The organism is Deltaproteobacteria bacterium (genome assembly GCA_016933965.1).
In the GTDB taxonomy this organism is placed as follows: domain Bacteria; phylum Desulfobacterota; class Syntrophia; order Syntrophales; family UBA2210; genus JAFGTS01.
This window is the reverse complement of record JAFGTS010000037.1, coordinates 64,975-84,543: the sequence shown is the minus strand read 5'-3', so window position 1 is coordinate 84,543 and position 19,569 is coordinate 64,975. Positions and strand designations below refer to the sequence as shown.

At 52.8% G+C, this 19,569-nt stretch carries 15 protein-coding genes; 14 read left to right on the top strand and 1 reads right to left on the bottom strand.

Annotation, left to right across the window (positions count from 1 at the left end; all coding sequences use genetic code 11):
• Nucleotides 1-177: 177 nt before the first annotated feature.
• Complete coding sequence (locus JXO48_09235; protein MBN2284059.1) at nt 178-1,197, bottom strand: AraC family transcriptional regulator; 1,020 nt, start codon at nt 1,195-1,197, stop codon at nt 178-180.
• A gap of 543 nt (nt 1,198-1,740) precedes the next feature.
• On the opposite strand from JXO48_09235, the gene JXO48_09230 reads away from it, so the two are divergent.
• The 14 genes from JXO48_09230 (at nt 1,741) to JXO48_09165 (ending at nt 19,464) form a co-directional block, all read left to right on the top strand.
• Nucleotides 1,741-2,676: an amidohydrolase gene (locus tag JXO48_09230; protein ID MBN2284058.1), complete on the top strand. Its 936-nt coding sequence runs from the start codon at nt 1,741-1,743 to the stop codon at nt 2,674-2,676.
• A gap of 74 nt (nt 2,677-2,750) precedes the next feature.
• On the top strand, nt 2,751-4,466 hold the full coding sequence (locus JXO48_09225) for a thiamine pyrophosphate-binding protein (GenBank protein ID MBN2284057.1): 1,716 nt from the start codon (nt 2,751-2,753) through the stop codon (nt 4,464-4,466).
• Between the two features lie 13 nt (nt 4,467-4,479).
• Nucleotides 4,480-5,520: an alcohol dehydrogenase catalytic domain-containing protein gene (locus tag JXO48_09220; protein ID MBN2284056.1), complete on the top strand. Its 1,041-nt coding sequence runs from the start codon at nt 4,480-4,482 to the stop codon at nt 5,518-5,520.
• Between the two features lie 11 nt (nt 5,521-5,531).
• Complete coding sequence (locus JXO48_09215; GenBank protein MBN2284055.1) at nt 5,532-6,332, top strand: SDR family oxidoreductase; 801 nt, start codon at nt 5,532-5,534, stop codon at nt 6,330-6,332.
• A gap of 416 nt (nt 6,333-6,748) precedes the next feature.
• On the top strand, nt 6,749-8,014 hold the full coding sequence (locus JXO48_09210; GenBank protein MBN2284054.1) for an aminopeptidase P family protein: 1,266 nt from the start codon (nt 6,749-6,751) through the stop codon (nt 8,012-8,014).
• Between the two features lie 161 nt (nt 8,015-8,175).
• A complete protein-coding gene (locus JXO48_09205) occupies nt 8,176-8,991 on the top strand; it encodes a hypothetical protein (GenBank protein ID MBN2284053.1) in 816 nt (271 codons plus the stop codon).
• A gap of 227 nt (nt 8,992-9,218) precedes the next feature.
• The gene (locus JXO48_09200) at nt 9,219-10,928 is read left to right on the top strand and encodes a carbon starvation protein A (protein MBN2284052.1); all 1,710 of its coding nucleotides are present in this window, start codon (nt 9,219-9,221) and stop codon (nt 10,926-10,928) included.
• 233 nt (nt 10,929-11,161) lie between these two features.
• On the top strand, nt 11,162-12,259 hold the full coding sequence (locus tag JXO48_09195; protein ID MBN2284051.1) for a hypothetical protein: 1,098 nt from the start codon (nt 11,162-11,164) through the stop codon (nt 12,257-12,259).
• A gap of 179 nt (nt 12,260-12,438) precedes the next feature.
• Nucleotides 12,439-13,407: an ExsB family transcriptional regulator gene (locus tag JXO48_09190; protein ID MBN2284050.1), complete on the top strand. Its 969-nt coding sequence runs from the start codon at nt 12,439-12,441 to the stop codon at nt 13,405-13,407.
• Between the two features lie 52 nt (nt 13,408-13,459).
• Nucleotides 13,460-14,044 carry an acetate uptake transporter gene (locus tag JXO48_09185; protein MBN2284049.1) on the top strand — a complete coding sequence of 195 codons (585 nt, stop codon included), beginning with the start codon at nt 13,460-13,462 and terminating at the stop codon, nt 14,042-14,044.
• Nucleotides 14,045-14,206: 162 nt separating this feature from the next.
• A complete protein-coding gene (locus JXO48_09180; GenBank protein ID MBN2284048.1) occupies nt 14,207-15,247 on the top strand; it encodes a cation transporter in 1,041 nt (346 codons plus the stop codon).
• Between the two features lie 273 nt (nt 15,248-15,520).
• Complete coding sequence (locus tag JXO48_09175) at nt 15,521-16,306, top strand: PhzF family phenazine biosynthesis protein (GenBank protein MBN2284047.1); 786 nt, start codon at nt 15,521-15,523, stop codon at nt 16,304-16,306.
• 58 nt (nt 16,307-16,364) lie between these two features.
• Nucleotides 16,365-16,997 carry a hypothetical protein gene (locus JXO48_09170; protein MBN2284046.1) on the top strand — a complete coding sequence of 211 codons (633 nt, stop codon included), beginning with the start codon at nt 16,365-16,367 and terminating at the stop codon, nt 16,995-16,997.
• A gap of 10 nt (nt 16,998-17,007) precedes the next feature.
• Nucleotides 17,008-19,464 carry a PDZ domain-containing protein gene (locus tag JXO48_09165; GenBank protein ID MBN2284045.1) on the top strand — a complete coding sequence of 819 codons (2,457 nt, stop codon included), beginning with the start codon at nt 17,008-17,010 and terminating at the stop codon, nt 19,462-19,464.
• The last annotated feature ends 105 nt before the right edge of the window (nt 19,465-19,569 follow it).

Below are 19,569 nucleotides of genomic sequence, written 5' to 3'. Positions count from 1 at the left end.
TGATTCGTAATCAGTAGGTCAGGAGTTCGAGTCTCCTCATCGGCTCCAGTTATAATAAGGGTTACGGTGTTTGACCTGTAACTCTTTTTTCTTTATTAGGCTGTTTTCTTCCCACTTTCTCCCCTTTACGAAAGTGAAAAAAGCACGGCGTATATTGAAATTAGACCTTCCCTTCAATCATGATGAACGTAAATGATTCTTTTTGAATCGATATTCACCGGGAGAATGGCCGGTCCATTTCTTAAAGGCACGATTAAAAGCACTCTGTTCGGAATAGCCTAACAGGAAACTTATATCTATGATCGAGAGGTTTTGTTGTTCGAGAAAATATTCTGCCTGATTTCTCTTCACTTTGTCCAGCACATCCCTGTACCTGGCGCCCTCTTTCTTCAAATGGCTCTGGAGTTTCCTCGGGCTCATTCCCATTTTTTTAGAAACTGAAACAATGTCCGCATTTCTAAAAGGAAGGGCCTTCATAATTACATCTTCGACCAATGATGAAACCGTATCGTTATGATAGATACCCTTTTGCAGTTGTATCGCATGCATTTCAAGAGATTTCAGAAGTTTTGAGTTTGCAATGCGGATGGGGAGATCCAGATAGTTTTTATTGAAAACGATTTTATTTTCAGACTGTCCGAAAAGCAGCAATGTCTGAAAAATACGCTCATGTTCCAACGTGTCATCCGGTGACGGATGAACAAACTGAACCCGGTCGAGCGCGACCTTTTCATTTGCAAGAAGGGAAATCAACGTAAAATAATACGCAAGATGACCTTCTACGTAATGGCGATGGTGTATCAAGTCGGGAACATCAATTTCCAGAACAAGCTCTGCTGAATTTTGCCTGATGGTTAATACCGGCCTGCATATATCCTGGCCCAAATTGTAATACCTGCAAAAATTTCTTAACGCATGGCCCAATGTGGATGAATTAAATAAAATTACATGCAGAATATCCATTGTGAAATCATCATTTTCTCCAATATGTAATCCAAAATGGGAATCCGGGCGCCGTTTTAATGCTTCCGAAAAAAAAGCATTAAATTGTGTTAAAGATATCCGTGCATCACCGGCATGTAATATAGAGGGATCAAAACCTATCGTTTCATAAATTTCTTCAGGGTCGTAGCCCCACCGGGCTAACACCCTCAAAATCGATTTGAAAAAATCTACGGATGCAGTTGGCTGTTTCACTTACAGATCCATTTTTTCATCATATACATACATCATCGTTTTCACAGAATGTTACAAAATGAATGTACACCACAATTGACATTACCGAGTTTGCCAAACCTGGAATAAGATGAGATACAAACGCAAATCTCATACGTTTCACATCCAACGTCTTTGAAACGGTGCAATCAATTGTTCATACAAAATGTTAAGGCTTGAAAAGTTAGATTATTATAAAAGATGCTTATTCCAGTCCCCTCCCGCTACATAGGAACATGACCGCATCCGGATCGTATCCGTGAGTTTTACACGTTCTCGAATTCGATCGATGCACGTCTTTGCAGATATATCCTTCACAATTTGCGCAAAATGTAAAAAACTTTTCGTTTTGTGTCAATACGTAGTTTTTCCGCATAGATATAAGTATCTCAATAAAACGTTCAGGATAATGCAGAAAACAGCACCTGTCTTCGTGAAGGAGACTTCGGGCAGGTGTAAATACCATCAACACCATCTGCACCTTTTTCGCAGATGAACCCACAGAGAAAAGAAAGGAGCGGCCGTATGATCATTGATGCACATTGTCATGTGTGGACATGGGACATTATTTCAGAAAATTACTGGAACGCGCTTGCGGACATCGCTGTGGATTACCTGAAGCGAATGGGAATGGGCGAACTTACCCGAGAGCAGGTAAAAAAGGATATGCTGGACGGTCTGATGGACACGGATGGTTCAAAGCTGATTGCCAGCCTAGATAATGCCGGCATCGACATGGCATATATCATGGCGCTTGACTGGGGCTATGGAATTGGTGAACCCCGGAAATCGGTGAACGAAATAAATGAGTTTTACGGATCATTGGCAAAAGCATATCCGGATAGAATAATAGCCTTTGCCGGAGTGGACCCTCGAAGGCCCGATGCCGTTGATATCCTGGACCGGGCAATCAACGAGTATGGATGCCGCGGACTAAAGTACCATCCCACAGTGGGCTTTTTCCCTGATGGTGAGGAATCTTATAAAGTCCTCGAAAAAGCGCAAGAGCTTGATATACCCCTTCTTTCTCATACGGGGCCGATTTCGAAACCCTTCAAGAGCAAATATGCCCAGCCGATTTATCTCGACGCCATCATAAGTGATTTTCCCTCGTTACGGGTAATCGCCGCACACATGGGATTTTGCTGGTGGCACGAGTTGGTCAATCTCGTCGCGGCCAAGGCCACCACGTTTTACGCGGATATAAGCGGACAGCAGGTACTTGCAAACAGGAATTTTTCCGCCTTTTGCCATATGCTGCGTGAAGCAATCGATGAAGCATCGGCTGATAAATTTCTCTGGGGTACGGACAACCCTGTCCTTGAACTTGTCCTTCCCATCAAAAACTGGTTGCAGATGATACAAGACTTGCCGGAAAATGCACCCGATGGGATCGTATTTACAAAACAGGAAATCGATGCCATCCTGGGCGGGAACGCAATGCGTCTGTTCGGCCTGTAATGCAGTGAACAGGAAATTGCGTGATGCGCCGTCAACGAGTGCATCGGGAATACAATATAATCAGGAGGGCAATTATGAGCAAGGCGTGTGAAAAGATATGTGATGTGCTTGTCGAAGCGGGAATAGATCATGTGTTCGGCATACCGGGCGGTGGCACAATCCCGATCTGGGATGCCCTTTATGACAAACAGGATGCGATCAAGGCCGTGCTTACCCGTCATGAACAGGCCGCCTCGTGCATGGCGGATATGTACGGACGTGTCACGGGAAAACCCGGTGTTCTCATGGGACAGGGAGCCTTCGTCGCTTCAAGCGGTGCTTTTGGAATTCTTGAAGCCTATCTGTCAAACTCGCCTATGCTGGTTTTGACGGATACATCGGATATGGGGTTCAGCCAGCATGCATCCTATCAATCCGGAACGGGTGAGTACGGGTCCTTTGACATTGTTGGAATACTTCGTTCAATGAGTAAATTTACCACATATGCCGTGACACCAGAAGAAGCGGTACAGGGTGTACAGTTTGCGATCAAACACGCCGTTTCGGGACGTCCGGGACCCGCATGCGTTGTCATGCGCAGCAAAGCCGTGAAGGGTGAAATCGACCCCGAGCGGTGCCCCCGGCTGTATTCATCGGAAGGATATCTGAAGCCGTCGATTACCAATCCGTCCGCCGAGTCCCTTGAAGAAGCGGTTACACTTCTTCTGGAAGCCGCAAATCCTGTGATAATTGCGGGAAACGGGATTCATCTTTCCAAGTCCTATGGTGAGCTTATGACTTTTGCCGAACTGCTCGGGGCAGCCGTCGCGACCAGTTACAAAGGATTGAGCGCTTTTCCAGGTGTTCATCCTCTGTCACTGGGCATGATGGGTTCTTTTGGTCAGCCCGTGGCAAACAGCACGATCGCAGATGCGGATCTTATCCTGGTTGCGGGATGCCACCTCGGTCCCAGCGACACCCGGTTTGACAGCCCACAGTTCATCGATCCTCATCGTCAGAAAATCATTCAGATCGACGTGGACCCCAGAAATGCAGGGTGGACCTACCCCATTACAACAGCGCTTATCGGTGATGTGAAGCTGACATTAAAACAGCTTATCGCGGCCCTCGGTGAAAAAGCGGACCGGGATAAGGCAACGAAGAGGATTTCCGCGGTTGAAAAACGGAAAGAGGACGAAAGTTACTGCCAGGTGCCTGAATTCTCATCAGATGCCGCTCCTTTACTGCCTCAGCGAATCGTGCGGGAAATCCAGGATAATATCGATCCTGAAACACTCATCACTCTTGACGCGGGTAACAACAGGCTCTGGATGGCTAACTTATTCAAGAGTCAGAGAGCGGGAACGGTCTTCTCTCCGGGCGGGGTGGCCGGAATGGGCTGGGGACCGCCGGCGTCAGTGGCCGCGAAACTCCTCTTTCCGGATAGACCGGTCCTTTCAGTGGTTGGAGACGGCGGTTTTGCCATGATGCTTCACGTTCTTTCCACGGCTGCGCAATATAAGTTGCCGGTTGTCTTTCTGGTCATGAATAACTCAGTGCTTGGTATGGTTCACAATGTGCAGTCGATTACACAGCGGGTTGTGGCCACCGAGTTTGCGGATACGGACTATGTGCAGATTGCTCTCGGATGCGGGTGCAATGGTGTAAGGGTTGAAAAACCCGACGAACTGGGACCGGCACTCAGAAACGCCTTTAAGGCCTCGGTGCCGACCGTTCTTGATGTGGCGACGGAACGCACGGAGCCCTTTCTAAAAATTGCACAACTGGAAGATCTGTTACGTGTATTTTAGAAGAGGAGGTGTCATGAAAGCCATAGTCAAAACAAAACAGGAGCGCGGCATCGAAGTCCTCGATGTCGATATGCCTGAAGTAGGAGATGTCGACATCCTGGTGAAAGTGCGTTGTGGAAGCCTCTGTGGGAGCGATGTACATTTGTACGAATATACCCCAGGATATGAATGGGTTCCCCTGCCCATAATACCGGGGCATGAATATTCAGGTGAAGTCGTCGAGACGGGTTCAAAAGTAAGAAAGGTGACCGTGGGGGATCGGATTACAACACTTCCGTACATGTCCTGCAGCCGGTGTGATTTCTGCCAGGTAGGCGACGGTGAAGCATGTATCGGGAAAATGGTACTGGGTCTTCTTTCCAATGGGGCCTTTGCAGAGTATCTGAAAATAACGGCCGCTGCTCACATCTTAAAAATTCCCGACAATGTAAGTGATGAGGCAGCGTCACTCTGCGAGCCGCTTTCAGTAGCGATCCATGCCGTGGAACTTTCCGGTATCCTCCCGGGTCAGACAACAGCCGTTCTGGGCCCCGGCCCTATTGGGCTGCTCACGCTTCAGGTACTGAAGACTTCCGGAGCGAGCTTTGTCATGATGGTGGGAACGGGTACCGACATGAAAAGACTTGAGGTCGCCCGACTGCTTGGTGCCGACGCCATGCTCAATGTAGAGGAAGACGACCCCGCCGCAACGGCTGCAGAGCTGACAGGAGGAGGCTTTGGTGCCGGTCTTGATATTGTCTTTGAGGCATCGGGCAATCCTGCTTCCATACCACAGGCACTGAACATGGTGCGGCCGGGAGGCAAAGTTGTCCTTATCGGTATTCACCCCGATACGGCCGAATTTTCGCCGACTGATGTGGTGCGTGGCAGAAAATCTCTGATAGGAGCATATGCATATGAACCTGATACATGGAAACGCGCACTGGCATTGCTTTCATCGGGGCAGATCACCGTTGAACCCATGATAACTCACAAGTTGCCGCTCACAGAAGGAGAGCGGGGATTTAAACTGGCCGCCGCAAAGGAAGCAGCAAAGGTAATATTTATACCATAAAGGAGGGTCCTATGAAGTTGAAAGGCAAGGTCGCATTGATAACAGGTGCAGCACGGGCGATCGGACGAGCACATGCGCTGCGGTTAGCCCGCCTCGGCGCTGATATTGTCATCAACGATATCAATCTCGAATCCTATAAAGAATTTCAGGAAGAAATGGCAACACCGACCGTGGTTGAAGAGATTCGTACCTTGGGAGTGCGTGCCATCGGAATCGAGGCAAATGTCTGCAAAAAAGAAGAGGTCCAGGCTATGATACAAAAGGCGCTGGACGAACTCGGTCATATCGACATTCTGATTAATAACGCGGGGGGACTTGCTGGTGACGTCATGGCAAGTATCGCGTCGATGGTATCGGAAGAAGATCTCAGGGCCACGATTGATCGGAACCTCATGGGCACCATTTTCTGTTCGCAGGCCGTGGCGGAACACATGAAGGCCCGGAAATGGGGGCGTATCGTCAATACCACATCCCAGGCAGGATTGCAGGCACAGCAGTTTGGGGTCTATTCGTCCTACGGTGCCGCAAAAGCAGGGGTTATATCGTACACCCGGTCTCTGGCCCAGGAGCTTGGCCCCTTCGGCATTACCGTAAACTGCATCTCACCGGCCTATGTTGATACGCGGCGACTCAGGGTACTCGTCTATGATGCAATCCCGGGCATTGAAGAACAGCTCCTGTCGCAAATTCCTCTTGGGCGTATGGCAAACCCTGACGACATATCGAAGGCAGTAGAATTTTTCGTCACGGACCTGGGTGATTATGTTACCGGGCAATGCCTGAGTATCTGCGGCGGCGCTATTAAATTCTAAACACAGGTTAGTTGCCACGAGATGAAGAATAGACCAATTTTCTCATTATGAATGGTCCAAGAATTAAGAAATTCTCAACGCCCAAAGGGCGGGGCATCTAAGAAATTTAATGAGGGGGATTGCATCCCCCTCAACCCCCGTTTAGCATTCATCACCGTCCACAAGATAGAGCATTCTGCTTACACTCCCGGCACTTGAAGCGAACCATCAAAACATTTCGGTAAGGTATAAAAGGGGGTGGAAAAACATACTAATTATGCTTGACCGCCGCTTTTTGAAGGGTATTATGAACGGTATCACCATAAGGCACGTGTAACAGGGGGGCTGTCAGAAGATCACTCAAGAAGAAAAACCAGGCACGGCGTATAAGCGCCGGGGGGAAGCGGCGAAATGCACATCCGAAGGGAGGGAGGAGCATGTTCAGATCAATAGTCGGGAAAAAAGACAAGAAGTGGGCGTCCATGCCTTACGAAGAGTACCGGCGGCGTATCGATCGGTCAAAAACGCTCATGGCAAAACATAAAATGGATGCCATGATCCTTTTTTCACCAACAAACTGGTGGTATTACGGCGGGTGGACGGATGTGGCCCAGATGCACAACTGGGTCTGGCGTTCCTGTATGATCCTGTCACAGGAGCACGAGCCGGTCATCGTGGGACATGGCGCCTTCTCGTGGCAGACCGTTTTGAAGACATACGTTGAAGACCTGCGATTCTGGAGTGAGACCGAGGCCGCGCAGCTTCTGGGTGAAATATTGTTCGGGGTAAAACCATCCCTGGAATTCTGGAAGCTCCTCAGGGACACACTGGAAGACCTCAATCTGGACATGGGGGTGCTCGGCATAGAAAAGGGGCCGGATATCGACACCTATCTCTCCTTTGAAGAATATGACCAACTTGGAAGCCGCCTTCCGGACGCGAAGATCGTCTCCGCGGACCCGGTCATATGGGAACAGAGAAGTGTGAAGACCCCCTATGAGATCGAGATCATCAGGGAGGGGTGCAAACGGGCCTGCAGGGTACTGAAAATCGCCTTTGAGGCGATTAAACCGGGTGTCAACGAGCTTGATGTCCACCGGACCTTCTGGCAGGCATGCGCCGAACAGGAATTGTTCGGAAGTCCGAGCTCGTCGACGTGGCTCTGCTGGTCAAGCAACGCCGCGGAAGAAGGCGGGGTATTCCGGTGGATCACCGGACCGGTGGACCGCGTCATACAGGAAGGAGACATGGGGATCAGTGACTGCGGTCCTTCTTACCAGGGGTATCAGATGGATTTCCAGAGGACCTTTTATGTCGGTACGCCACCACCCAAAATGATCGACCTTGCAAACATGGCAATGGAAGCGGAACAGGCGACGATCGACGCCCTGAAACCCGGGGCGACGGTCGGTCATGCATTCGATGTGTCCCTCGAAGCCTTGAAGAAAATGGACCCCCTTCAGGATCACATCATAAATTTCGTAGGGCACGGCATGGGCTTCTCAAATCACGAGCCACCATGGATCATCAGGGGCGAGCCCACGGTGATACAGGAAGGCATGGTTTTCTGTGTCGAGGTCGGCGCCTGGGACATGGACATGGTGCTCTCCGGTGCAATGCCTGAGGACATCGTTCTCGTGACGGCCGACGGAACGGAAAATCTGACTGCCGACTTCCCACAAGAGCTCTGGCTCGCCGGCTGAAAATTCCTGCCCGATGGGACGGGCGGACGTTTCCTGTCGAGCAGGAATTTTCTAAAAAACATTTGACAGGAGCCTCATTGAGGGGTACATATTAAACAATATTTTTGTGAAGTTATCGCGGTTTCAAAAAGGCTTTAACTGCCCGGGAAAAGGGGCTTTTTATGAAACTACCCCGAAAAGTAGTGAGTTGGTGTGCGTTCTCGGTTAGTTTTCTGCTGGTAGTCTCCCTGACTTTTCCTCTTGCTTCACAGGCCACACTCAGACCGATCAGCGATGAGATCAATGTCAGCTGGTCGCCTGAACCACCCTCAATGTTCACAATTTGCTGGGATAAATGTAAAGCAAGGATGATTGACACTTCCATACCTTGGTACGGTCCCTGGTTCAAGATGAAGCTCTGCCCCTATGAAGATGAAGTCGCCCCACTCATAGCTGAATCTAAAGCCACAATTGTTTTGTGGCCCCCGGATTCGCCGTATTTCGCCGACCAAACATTCGGACCTTTCGCGTATTGCGATTGGGACGGACTTGCGTGCCACCACTATGATAAAATGCCGGCAAAGACTTTCTACGGCTGCATCGGCGTAGAAAATGTGAAATCAACAGTATTAAAGGTCGATGGCGATGTCGATGTGACAACTCCACTGGGATACGGAGGCGCTGGCTGGAATACCAAGGGGGCACCATTTATCAAGATCTATTTCCCGGAACTTGTAACAGCAACCTTGGAAGAGTGGAGCGGAGATATTGTTGCCGGGCAATGTGCTGACGTTGAAAATTATGAAACCTGCCCCTGTGTTAACGAGCGGTGCAGCAGTTTTCGGGGTACGTGCAGCAGGATAGAACCAAGTAAAAGTTACGGCCACATAGCTATATCCGGCCTGACAGTGAAGATCCATTCCGGAGGTTGGACACAGATATCGGTTCATAAGGGTGAAATTGATCTGTCAAAATTCAAAAGATGGGTTTCTGATTAATTACAGTAAAAAACTACTTCATAGTTTTTAATTATTGTTATGAAATAAAACCTTTTCTCTGTAATCTCTTTAAATCCCGGTGACAGACAGTTGGGTTCGCAAAACGAATGCAATCCCTCGATTTTCATAGTTTATTATGGATGAATGTTGGATAACGGTTAAAATAACTCAAAAGGAGACATACCATTACCGCTCTCATTATTCTTCTCGGATTGATCCTTTACGTATTGGCCTATTTCAGTTACGGCAGGATCCTGGAGCAAAAGGTCGTTCACGCATCGAACGCAAAGGAAACGCCGGCACGCCGCCTGTATGACGGGTTCGATTATGTTCCCACGCGCCGGGAGGTTCTTTTCGGACACCATTTTTCTTCCATCGCGGGAGTGGCGCCGATCGTGGGTCCCGCACTGGCACTGTGCTGGGGATGGCTCCCCGGGATTCTCTGGGTCTGGTTCGGGAACATCTTCATCGGTGCCGTTCATGACTACCTGGCCCTGATGGCTTCGGTCCGCCATGACGGGAAGTCCATTCAGTTCGTAACCGTGGAGATTCTTGGAAAGCGCACGGGAAAGGCCTTTTACGGTATTTCCTTCTTTTTTCTTGTCATGATCATTGCGTCCCTCGGCACTGTCCTGGGTTCCCTGTTTATCAGGACTCCGCAGATCGCTTCGACCTTCCTCTGGACGACCATCGCCGCCCTGATCCTCGGTGTCCTGATCTATCGGTTAAAAAACGTGGGTTTTTCGACGGCGACGATCGTCGGCATCATACTGCTCGCGGCATCGATCACCCTGGGTATCCTTTTCCCGATACAGGCCTCCTACACGACCTGGATGGTTGTTTTCTTCTTTTACATTATTATCGCATCGGCCCTGCCGGTGCACACCCTGCTCCAGCCACGGGATTACCTGAATTCCTTTCTCCTTTACACGGGGATATTGATCGGCCTTGTGGGAACCCTGTTCGCCTTTCGAGGTTTCGAAATACCGGTGGTCACCACATTTTCCCCTCTCCTCTCGGCCGGGAAACCAACCCCCCTCTGGCCCGCCATGCCGCTGATCATTGCCTGCGGCGCCCTGTCGGGTCTCCATTCGCTCGTGGGGTCGGGCACATCATCAAAGCAACTCCCGAAAGAAAGCGACGGATTGCTCATCGGATACGGAGGCATGCTTACCGAAGGATTTCTGTCAACCATGGTGATCGCGGCCATTGCCGGATTTGGTTACACGGCGATACAGAAAAGCGGGGCGGACATGGGTATCGATGTCATGCTGAACCCGACCAACTGGGCGGCCCTGTTCACATCGACGACCGAATCGGTGGAACTGACCGGTGCTAACCTGTTCATCGAATCCTATACCGATATGATCGCCGCCACGTGGCTCGGTATTATACCCGCGGAGGCGATCACGGTTATCGCCGGCATGTGGGTGGCCGCTTTCGGAATGACCACCCTGGATACGGCAAACCGTCTCGGCCGGTACTGCATCACAGAGGTCTTCTCTTCAGGCAAAACGGGCTCACGCGCATCGGCCGGGTTCCTGACAAATCGCTTTTTCACCTCTTTTATCCCCGCACTTCTTGGCATTTATCTCGCATGGAGCGGGAATCTCACCGTCCTATGGCCGACCTTCGGTGCGGCAAATCTTCTCATAGCATCGATCGCCCTGATGACGGGGGCATGGTATATAAAACACCGCCTGGGATCACGATATTACCTGTGTGCCGTCATCCCGGCCTGGCTCATATGGACAACGGCGACAGCGGCCCTTCTCTGGTTCATGGCGGTTGTGATACCGGCATTGATCGCGGAAGATCCCGGCACGGGCTGGACGGTGATGATCATCTGTCTGATCATGGTCATCACGAACGTGACATGCATTATTGACTGTATCGCGAAAGGAAAGAAAGCTTCATCACAAGCCTCGATCGAATAAATGATGTCCGCCGGACCGCTTGTGCGATTCTTCTGTACCCATTTTTCCTCGATCTCCACTTCCCCCTTGATATACACGACAGAAACCCTGCTAAACAGGCCGGGAAGATTGGAAAAAAATTCTTTTATTGCCCGCTGTACCGAGATTATATATACTTGAAAAACAAAAGCGAGACCGATACTTTTCCGGTTCTCTTTTATTCACTTTTACTTTCCATAAGGAGGTTTTATTGAATGGAAAGAGTAACGGGAGACACCCTCAGCCCCCTCATGGAACAGCAGGTGGGCATCTGTTTATCGATGTACATGCCGACGATCCAAAAAGGCGCGGAAACCCAGCAAAATCAGATCCGTTTCAAAAACCTGCTGCGGGAGGCCGAAGAGAAACTTTCGTTTCGTGAACTTCGGCCGTCAGAAATCAGGGAGTTTCTTCAGCCGGCCCAAGAACTGGTCAGCGACATCCCCTTCTGGCAGAATCAGTATCGCGGATTTGCCCTTTTTATTTCTCCGGGTCAGTTCTCATATTTCCGCCTGCCACGAGAGTTCGATGAGATCGTCGTCGTCAGCGACCGGTTTCACCTGAAACCGATCATACCAATGTTGAGTGACAGGATGACCTTTTACATCCTTGCCATCAGCCAGAACAGCGTGCGGCTCTTTGAATGCTCCCGATACGGGGTCCAGGAGATCGAGATCACCGGCATGCCCCAGAACATCAATGATGCACTGAACCTTGACACTTTTGAGAAGCGTCTTCAGCTCCACACGGGATCGGAAGACACGAAGGGCAAAATCCTTCAGTATTTCAAGATCGTCGACAGAAAACTGCGTGATTTTCTGAAGGATAAGCGCCATCCTCTTCTGTTCGCCGGTGTCGACTACCTCTTCCCGATCTTCAGGGAGGCCAATACGTACGCCCACCTGGCGGAAACGGCCATCACGGGAAACCCGGAGGGAATGGACGGAGATGACCTGCTTCACCTGGCGCTTCCGGTAATTGAATCATTCATGGAGCAGAAACGGGTCGACGCACTGGCCCAGTACCGGCAGAACGTGGGCACCGGCCTGTCATCGGACAATATCAGCGAGATCGTTCCCGCCGCGTGCAACGGCAGGGTGGGGATTCTCTTTATTGACATCGATGTTCAGGTGTGGGGGCGATATGACCCCCAAGGAAACCGGGTTTTCTTATCAGGCGAGGAGGAACAGGGGCATGAGGACCTGTTCGATCTCGCCGCGATCAGGACCACCCTGAACGGGGGAACGGTCTACTCCATCGATCCGAAGGAGATGCCGGGTGAAAGGTCCATTGCAGCCATTTTCCGCTACTGAAAGCTGATTTCCTGCTCAAAGCCCCCTTCACGGGGGCTTTTTTTGTTGCATCATTTTTTCATACAGGGCATTATGCAAAACTGGTTTTTGGAGGAGGACATCACAACTCCCCTTATGATGGGCATAAATGCAACAATTTCAATAATATAGCCCGGTCGGGCCTGAAGAGGAGACACGGCATGAAGGAAATCAGGGAAATCACGTTACAGGATCTTGATCCACACAAGTTCATTGAAGAAAAGGCAGCGGAAATCGCTTCGATCGTAGGTGGCGGCATGGCGATAAACGCCCTCTCGGGGGGTGTCGATTCCTCGGTGGTCACCATGATCGCCCATCGGGCACTGGGAGATCGCCTGAAATCATATTTCATCGACAACGGTATCATGCGCCAGGATGAACCCCGACAGATCGTCGACTGGTTCAAAGAACTGGGGATAACCGTTGAGATCATCGACGCGCAGGATGAGTTCTTCCAAGCCTTGAAGGGTAAAACGGACCCCGAGGATAAACGGAACGCCATTACGGACACATTTTATAAGGACGTGTTCGGAAGGCTTGTCAGGGAAAGCGGTGCGACCTATCTCCTTCAGGGAACGAATTACACCGACGTGGAAGAAACGGTGGCGGGCATCAAGCGGCAGCACAATATCCTGGAACAGCTCGGCATCGACCCGGAAGAACAGTACGGGTACAAAGTGCTCGAACCGATCATCGAGCTCCGCAAGCCGGCGGTGCGTGAGGTCGGAAAGGCCGCGGGGCTTCCCGAGGAACTGTATTCCCGGCCGCCCTTTCCCGGTCCCGCTCTGGCCGCCCGGGTCATCGGAGAGGTCACGCGGGAACGGACGGAATTGGTCCGAAAGGCGACAAAGATCGTCGAAGAGGAATTGAAGGACAGCGGCGCCTTTCAGTATCTCGCCATTCTCCACGAAGACCGCGTGACGGGCATACGGGACGGCAGGCGGGATTTCGGCACCCAGATCGAGGTCCGCTGCTGGGAAAGCAGCGACGCCGTAACGGCCGAGCCGAGCCGGCTTTCCTTCGATACGCTGGAAAAGCTCGCCGACCGGATCACGGCCGAGGTCCCCGGCGTGGTCAGCGTCACTTACAACATAACAAAAAAACCCACATCAACCATCGAACCCGTATAGAAATTCGTGTTGATTTCTTTGTCACGAAATGGAAAATCGCAAGGAGGTACATATGGGAAAGGAACTTGTTACAATTCAGGACACCACTGCTAATCCGGCACCGCTGGGACTCATGGGATTCGGGATGACGACGGTACTTTTGAACATTCATAACGCCGGTTTCTATCCCCTTGATACGATGATACTCGCCATGGGTATCTTTTACGGCGGGCTGGCACAGATCATCGCCGGCATCATGGAGTGGAAGAAGAACAACACCTTCGGCACGACAGCATTTACGTCCTACGGCCTCTTCTGGCTGACCCTGGTATTTCTGCTGCTCATGCCCAAGTTCGGCTGGTGGCAGGGTCCGACGGAAGGCGCCATGGCGACCTATCTTTTCATGTGGGGACTGTTCACCTTCTTCATGTTCATCGGGACACTGAAATTGAACCGGGCCCTGCAGTTCGTATTCCTCACCCTGGCACTGCTCTTCTTTCTGCTCGCCTGGGGGGACGCGTCGGGGAGTACGGCCGTGAAGCATTTCGCCGGATATGAGGGCGTCGTCTGCGGGTTCTCGGCCATTTACGCGGCCATGGCCCAGGTGTGGAACGAGGTGTACGGGAAGACCGTTCTTCCCCTCGGTCCCGTCCAGTAATCCAGGAAACAAACAACTGAGAGGCCCCGCGGCGAAAGGCACCGGGGCCTTTTTTATATCGCCCTTACTGCGCGCTGAGCCAAAGGACTGTTAAATTGTCACCAAACATGATAGAGGTTGTTGCATTCGCAAATGACAGGGGTTTCCGATATCCCGCAGGGAATGCAAAGGAAGGGGCCATTTACGGGTCTCGCTGACATTCAACTGAAGGTCCGGCCAATGGATGTCCAGAAAAAGAAGATCGCCGCCGCGACTCTTTCCATCGTGTCCAATTCCATCCTTATCGTTCTCAAGCTTTTTGTCGGCATCATGACCGGGGCCGTGTCAATCATTTCCGAGGCGATCCATTCCGGCATCGACCTGCTGGCGGCCTTTATCGCCTTCTTTTCGGTCAAAACGTCGGGCAAACCGGCCGACAGGGAACATCCCTTCGGCCACGGCAAGATAGAGAACATATCGGGCACCATAGAGGCGATCCTTATTTTCGCCGCCGCCATCTGGATACTTTACGAGGCCACCGGCAAGCTTCTCGATCCACGGCCGATAAAGGTGATCGGCTGGGGCGTCGGGGTTATGCTGCTTTCAACGGTGGTGAACCTCTTCGTTTCCGAGCGGCTTTTCAGGGTCGGCAGAGAGTCCGATTCCATCGCCCTGCAGGCGGACGCCTGGCACCTCCGTACCGATGTATATACCTCGGCGGGTGTCATGATCGGTCTTGTGCTGATCCTGGCGGGGAAGCGGCTTGTACCCGGGATACCGCTCGAATGGATCGATCCCGTGGCGGCCTACGCCGTTGCAGCCCTGATCATGCATACCGCCTGGCGCCTGACGGTGCAGTCGGGACGGGACCTCCTTGACGCCTCCCTTCCCGAGGATGAACGCAGGGTCATCCATGACCTGATCGCCTCCTTCTACCCCGAAGTGCACGGGATCCACAAGCTGCGGACCCGGAAAGCGGGGACACAGCGTTTCATCGAATTTCACATGAAAGTGAACCCCCGAATGTCGGTTGAGAATTCCCATGAACTGGGCCATCGCATGCAGGACCGGATACGGGAAATATACCCCGGCGCCAACGTGGTCATTCATACGGAACCCTGTGACGGCACCTGCGACCGGACCTGCGTTCAGGGTTGCATGCTTCCCCGGGAACAACAGAGAGAAATACACCGGCAAAGACGGAGGAGCACACGGCATGCATGACAAAAACGGGAATACCCTGTGCGGCAACATCGTTGACGTGGTGTATTCCCGGACATACCCGGGAAGGCTCGAGATCGAGGATTCTTTGACGGTGAATTGTTCAAGCATATCAGCGTTTTCGCCCCGTAACGGAAGTCCTTAAAGGCGCAATGACGAAGGATGAGGCAGGGCACGGCATATGGAGTTTTTTCGAAGCCGCTAATTTTCCCTTGTAAAAAACCCTTCTGTCCAATAATTGAGAATCTACCAGTTAAAAAATGAGGAGGCTGTTTTATGGAACTCACCCAGTATCAGGTCGACGCGTTCACCGGCACCGTTTTTGCCGGCAATCCCGCCGGGGTGTGCCCGCTTGAAGGCTGGATCGACGATTCGCTCATGCAGAAGATCGCCATGGAGAACAACCTTTCCGAAACGGCTTTCTTTGTTCAAAAAGGTGATGTCTACGAACTGCGATGGTTCACGCCCACCGTGGAGATAGACCTGTGCGGCCATGCGACGCTGGCATCGGGGTATATCATCCTGAGGGAACTCGCCCCGGCGCTCGACAAGGTGGTTTTTACCAGCAGGAGCGGCATCCTCAGGGTCAGCCGCGGTGACGGCGACCTCCTGGTCATGGATTTCCCGTCCCAACCGCCACTGCCCTGCAACGCACCCGCCGAACTGGCCGCCGGTCTTCGCGCGCAACCGTCCCGGGTCCTCTCTTCCGAAGATTATCTTGCCCTCTTTGAGAATGAAGATGACATAAGGGCACTGGAACCGGATTTCGAGATCCTGAAAGGCCTTGGTCTCCGGGGTGTCATCGTGACGGCTCCCGGTGAAGCCTGTGATTTTGTTTCACGTTTTTTCTGCCCCGGTGTGGGTATCAACGAGGACCCCGTTACGGGTTCCGCCCACTGTGAACTGACTCCCTACTGGGCCGACCGCCTCGGCAGGACATCACTGCACGCCCGCCAGGTATCGTCCCGCGGCGGTGAGCTGTTCTGTGAACTGAAGAACGACCGCGTCCTGATCTCCGGACGCTGCGCCCTTTTCATGAAAGGTACGGTCATGCTTCCCTGATGAACGCATGAGGGGCACGGAGAACATTTAGTAAGAGATTTTAAAAAGGAGGAATCCCATGAACACACTTATCCATCCCGAAGTGACACAGCAGGCCCTGTCCATACTGCGGAGCGGCGAACCGTTCCAGTGGTATGTTATTCCACTCCTGGCCCTGGTCGTCTATGTCTACTTCAATGAGGCGTCGAAGAAGAACTGGAAGGGCATAGCGGCGGGACTTTCGCTGTACATGGTGCACTGGCTGGCGGAGATCATCAACGCGCTGATCCAGTATTTCAGCGGTCATGCCCTGTGGACCGTCCCCACGGGAACGGCGTTCCTCCTTCTCGTCGGCGTCGGTGTCGAGCTGAGTCTCATGTTTTCCATCGCCGGCCTCGTTTTCAGCAAGATCCTGCCGGAGGACCCGAAGATGAAGATCCTCGGCATCAACAACCGCCTCCTGGTGGCGGTGGGCAACGCCGCCTTCTTCTCCATTTTTGAAATATTCCTGGCCAAAACCCCCGCCTTCGTCTGGGTCTATCCCTGGTGGGGGGCCTTCCCCGTGTTCGTCACCGTCTATATCCCCTTCTTCGTCGTTTCCATGTTCTGTTATGACTGGAAACCGAAGACACAGGTCACCGTCATCGGTACAATGTTCGCCGTGAACGCGGGCCTCATGATCGTCTGCGCCGGCCTGTTACATTGGATATAAAGGAATCCCGATGACGGCACGTATCGGCCTCATTGCACGTTTCGGTATTCTGTCTGCTCTCCTGGCGGTCTTTCTCGTTACACCCCCCTGCCCCGCCGGTGACGGCAATGATCAGCCGCGTCCCTTTCTCGGCATCGGATACAGGCCGGCCACGGAACTGGAAAGCCGGTATCCGGGCCTCGGCCTCACGCAGGGGCTCCGCGTGGCCCGGGTGGTCGGCGGCTCCGCGGCAATGAAGGCGGGCATCAGGGTAGGGGATGTCATCATCGCCTGCGATTCGATGGAGATCGGAGACCTCGATCCCGGCACGCTCCTCCAGTCTTTCAGTTCCTATATCAAGGATGAAAAAAAGGTCGGCGATGACCTGCGGCTTCGCATCGTCCGCGAAGAAACCACCATTGAAGAGGGGCGATCCGCGCGCCCGCAGGTTGTCAAGGACCGCAAAGAACTGGATGCGCTCATTGACGTTCAGAAACCCGGTAAGAGCCTCGATGTTTCCGTGCGAAAAGAAGTACATATCCTCGATATCACGGCGGTTCTGGAAGCGCGGAAAAACCAGGCGCGGGTCTCACCGGAAGAATGGAAGGACTATGCCGACCGGTACGGCGGCCACCCCGATCCCCTTGCGACGTTCATCCACTCATTGATCGCCCATTACGATCTTGAAGACGCCTATGAGGACCTCCTGAGCCGCTACCGGGAAGACGAGGAATGGTCCGACCCGTTCCGAACGGTCCTTTTCCGCTACATTCATGAAAATCCCCTCCAGCTTCCGCTCGTCGCCGATGACATTACCCGGCAACTGGAACAGGCGCCGATCGAGAACATGGTACTGCGGGCGACAGAACTGCTCGGCCGGCCCGCCGGGCCCTTCCCACCCATACCGGCGGCTCCCGAAACGGAAGACCCGGCGGAACACATCTCCTACATAAGAAACCTCGTTGATGCGGCGGTAGCGGTTCGTGAGCGGGCCCTGAAAGATATTGCGCCCGGTGAGCGGCGTTTCCTCGCCGAGAACCTTCCGAAACTCATTGAGGACGGGTTCGACTGCCCCCCGGAAACGAACGACTGTGTTTCGGTCTCGGAAACGGGGGAGCGGGCCTTGATGCTCCTGGAAAAGATCGACACCACCGCATTGGTCCAGGCGGGAGCGATCCTGAGCAGGTTGGCCGACGGCAAGTGGATCGACCGGTTCGGCCGGGCGATGGAAGCCTTCGATGCCCCGGGGGAATATCGCGTGGACGGCATAAGCGGTGATATCCTGTATCGAGAAGAGACCGCGGCGGGGGCCATGATCATCCTCGGAAGCGGCCCGAATCGCGTCTCCGCCGATATCCCGGTTATAATCGACCTCGGCGGGGACGATACCTATCTGTCCCCTTCAAAATCCGGGACGGACGGACCAGCAGTGGTACTGATACTGGACTGCTGTGGAAATGATCTTTATACCGCCACCAGGGATTTTTCCCAGGGCGGTGCACTCCTCGGTATATCGATGGTGATCGACGAAAGCGGGGATGACACGTACCGGAGCACTCGTTTTTCCCAGGGAACCGGCGTGGCCGGCACGGGGATCCTGATCGATCTTGCGGGTGATGACCGCTATGAAGGCCAGGAATACAACCAGGGAGTAGGATTCTGGGGGATCGGTCTTCTGATCGATCACGGCGGTGATGACGGTTATTTCTCACATCTCTACGCGCAGGGCGTTGGCGGGCCCGGCGGCACCGGTATCCTGCGTGATGAAGCGGGTGACGACAGGTACTCGGCAACGGGCAAAAAACCGGGCTCCTACGGCATATCGGGCGTTTTTGACGGATTTTCCCAGGGGTTCGGCGTCGGGTTCCGCGACCGGGCCTCGGGAGGCATCGGCATACTGATCGACGGCGATGGAAGGGACCGCTTTGTGGCGGGGAATTTTTCCCAGGGCGGGGGGTACTATTTCGGCCTCGGCATCCTGATGAACGGCGGTGACCAGGATGATACATACTCCGGCTCTCGATACGGCCAGGGGTTTTCCGCTCACTCAGCCGCGGGGATCCTGATCGACGAAGGCGGCAACGATCATTACTCAGGGCTGGTTGGCGCTCTCCAGGGGGCCGCCTGGGACCTGGGTTCGGCGGCTCTGATCGACCGCGCCGGCGACGATGTCTATGACTGCCGGGACCTGTTCTTTTCCCAGGGCGCTGCCGCCCATAACGGATTTTCGGTTTTTCTCGATATGAACGGTCGCGACACCTACTATCTTACGAACAACAGGGATATACGAAACGACTATCACGGCGGTCCGAGCATGGCATTCTTCATCGATAACGGCGGCCTGCCGGACAAGTACACCGGGACCGGGGGCACCTCTGCAAACAACCGAGTCGTTCTGGAGGGTGAATACGGCGTCTTCGTCGACCTGGACGGAGATCTCACAAGAAAGCCCGGAATCCAGGATCTTGAAGAACGGAGCAATAATTGACCACGGCATGAATAAAATAAAAAACATTGCAGAATAAGTACGAATTTTATTAAAATCAAAGAAATATCAACAGGGGCGGGAGAGGCGACCCGAAGGTCGCCTGGT